Here is a 2,789-nt window from a genome sequence, read left to right as displayed (position 1 = left end):
GATAGAGGCCCTTGGCCGCCAGGATGTCGACTTGCCGAGCCAACGCCAGCCGCGGATCCGACGACATCGGCCGGCCGTCGAGCATGTACATCGCCATCAGCAGCTGGCCACGTGGCGGGCTCGTGCCGTAGAGCGGCACCAGCGTACCGGGGATCGGCCATGCCCTGAGATCGCCGTCGCCGGTCGTCCAGATCAACCCGGTCTCGTGCACATCCTCGCCGGTGATGTCGAGGCCCAGGATCGAGATCGGCATATGGCGGCCGCCCTCGAAGATGCTCTTCAGCTCATGCCGGCGCACGATCTTGCCGCGGCCGACGCCATTGGCGTCGGTCAGCACGATATCGAAGGCTTCGATCTCGGGATGGGCGTCGAGAAAGGCGTGCGCCTCGGCGGATGTCGAGCCCGAAGGTGAGGTCATTGTGGCATTGGGATGGTCCATCGCCGCTTGTCTCATGCCCCAAGCTTTGCCGCAACCGCGCCGAAGGCGGTGATCAGCCGGTTGACCTGGGTCGCAGTGGTCGCCGGCGAGATCAGCATCATGTTGTGGAAGGGTGCGATCAGCACGCCGCGATTGATCAGCGCGACATGGATGGCGGCCTCCAGTTCCGGCGCATGCGCCACTTCCGCCTCGGCGCCATTGCGCAGCGGACCGGGCGCGCAGATGAACTCGACGCGGGCGCCGACACGGGAAACATGCCAGGGCAGGCGATAGCGATCGATCACGCCGGTCAACCCGGCATCGAGCCGCCGCGCCAGGTGATCCATGCGGTCATAATTTTCCGGCGTCATCACCTCTTCAAGCGCGGCGCGCATCGCTGCGAACTGCAGCGGGTTGGCCGAGAGCGTCGTGCCCATGCCGGAATAGCCCGGCTCCTTGGTCCTGTTGTAGTCCGCGTAGCGCGAGGCGACGTCGTCGCTCATGCCCCAGACACTGGCCGGCACGCCGCCGGCGATCGGCTTGCCCAGGACGAAGAAGTCCGGGTCGAGACCATATTTCCTCGTGTAGCCGCCGGGGCCGGTCGAGATCGTGTGCGTCTCGTCGATCAGAAGCAGTGTGCCGGCTTGGCGTGTCAGTTTGCGCAGGGCGTCATGGTAGCCCGGATCGGCAAGCACCATGCAGGAGTTGGTCAGCACCGGTTCGGCGATGACGCAGGCGACGTCCTTATCCCCAAGCGCGGCTTCGAGTGCTGAGATGTCGTTGAACTCGATGACCTTGGCCGTACGCGTCAGGTCGCGGAACTCGCCCGCCAATCCCGGCCGGTTGACGGGCTTGCCGTCGATCAGCCGCACCATCGTCTCGTCGACCGAGCCATGGTAGCAGCCGTTGAAGACAAGGATCTTCTCCCGGCCGGTGACGGCGCGGGCGACGCGCAATGCAAAACGGTTTGCGTCGGTTGCCGTCGTCGCGATCTGCCAGAATGGCAGGCCGAAGCGCTGCTGCAGCAGCGGCCCGATGGCCAGCGCATCTTCCGAAGGCAGCATATAGGTCAGGCCACGTCCGGCCTGGCGGCGGATGGCGCGCGCCACCGGCGGCGGCGAATGGCCGAACATCGAGCCGGTGTCGCCAAGGCAGAAATCGTCGAGCTTGTTTCCGTCGATGTCGGTGATCGTGGCGTCCTTGGCGCTGTCGACCAGGATCGGAAACGGCGTCGGCCAGTCGTTCATCCAGTGCATCGGCACGCCGCCGAAGAAGCCGGGCAGGCCGTTGCCGACCTTTACCTGAGATTGCGGCCGCGCCTTGCGGAAGGCTGCCCCCTCGGTCTCGCGCAGATCGGCAATGCGGTCGCGGCCGATGCCGCCGATGGACGTCTTGGACATATCGCTGTGCATGAAAACCCCTCTGGTCGATTCCTCTTAGCCAATCCGTGTCTGCATCCGCAATTGGCCGCGCATCTGTCCTGCGTTGGCTCAGCCTTTGGCGGCGGCGCTTGACCGTGCTGCCGAAGTCGGCGCCAATATGAGCGGGAATTGAGGGGGAGGGGTAATGAGGACGGTCATCTGTGTGGCGATGCACCTGTCGTCGGCGAGCGCGGCCTTCGCCTCGGGCGGCATCTGGTGCTCCACCGACGACCCGGCGGCGACATTCGAGGTCGAGGCCGGCGTCACCAGAGGCATGGGCGGGCCGACCTTCAACTTTCGCGGCAACCTCGAAATTCTGAGCCGGCCTGCCAGCGACAGCCTGCGCAAGACCGTGTTCGAGGATTCCAACCTGACGCAGTACTGGCTCGACGGCAAGGAATTGCGGCTGAACATCTATCGTGAGCACGAGGCCGCGCAAAAGATCAACTCGGTCGAACTGACGATCCTGACCAGGACCAGCGACGAAGGCGTCTACGACGGGAGCTATACGCTCTCCATCTACGACGCCGCAGCGGATACGGACCAGGACGGCAAACCGGTCGAAATCAGCGGCAAAGTGTCGTGCGGAGCGGAGTGAGCGGGGTCAGGCCGTGATGTCGATGACGCCGCAGTCGCCTGCCGCGCTGCCGAAGGCGACGCGGCGTTCTTCCTTGTCCCACATCATCGAGGTGATGGCGCCCTTGCCCGGCCGCCGCAACAGCACTTCCTTGGCGTCGGCAAAACGCACCGCCATCACCATGCCGTCATCATAGCCGACGGCGACGACATCCTGGCTCGGGTGACAGGCGACAGCCGTCACCATGGCATTGCCGCGCGTGCCGAGTTCCAGCGGTGCCTTGCCCATCGGCCCGTCCTTGCCGGAAAACGGCCAGACGATCGCCGCCGGCGCGCCGGAACTCGCAAGCCACTTGCCCTTTACGCTCCACGAC

At 65.3% G+C, this 2,789-nt stretch carries 2 protein-coding genes and 2 pseudogenes; 1 reads left to right on the top strand and 3 read right to left on the bottom strand.

The features are described 5' to 3' along the window. Positions 1-439: pseudogene (locus EN969_RS25355) on the bottom strand (glutamine synthetase); the annotation flags it as partial. Between the two features lie 11 nt (positions 440-450). Beyond that, positions 451-1,830 (bottom strand): aspartate aminotransferase family protein, encoded by a 1,380-nt coding sequence (locus EN969_RS25350; RefSeq protein WP_127419491.1) that lies wholly within the window; start codon positions 1,828-1,830, stop codon positions 451-453. Between the two features lie 154 nt (positions 1,831-1,984). Here EN969_RS25350 and EN969_RS25345 point away from each other — a divergent pair, with 154 nt between their 5' ends. Then, positions 1,985-2,437 (top strand): hypothetical protein, encoded by a 453-nt coding sequence (locus EN969_RS25345; RefSeq protein ID WP_063169831.1) that lies wholly within the window; start codon positions 1,985-1,987, stop codon positions 2,435-2,437. A gap of 6 nt (positions 2,438-2,443) precedes the next feature. On the opposite strand, the pseudogene EN969_RS25340 reads toward EN969_RS25345, so the two are convergent. Further along, positions 2,444-2,789: pseudogene (locus EN969_RS25340) on the bottom strand (WD40 repeat domain-containing protein); the annotation flags it as partial.

Origin of the sequence: Mesorhizobium sp. M7A.F.Ca.CA.003.01.2.1 (assembly GCF_003998945.1) — a bacterium.
Lineage (GTDB): Bacteria > Pseudomonadota > Alphaproteobacteria > Rhizobiales > Rhizobiaceae > Mesorhizobium > Mesorhizobium ciceri.
This window is presented reverse-complemented; position numbering and strand designations above follow the sequence as displayed.

What these genes read in the sequence shown, in the direction of transcription:
- EN969_RS25350 (WP_127419491.1), bottom strand. Translation starts at nt 1,830, where the DNA reads ATGCACAGCGATATGTCCAAGACGTCCATCGGCGGCATCGGCCGCGAC.
- EN969_RS25345 (WP_063169831.1), top strand. Translation starts at nt 1,985, where the DNA reads ATGAGGACGGTCATCTGTGTGGCGATGCACCTGTCGTCGGCGAGCGCG.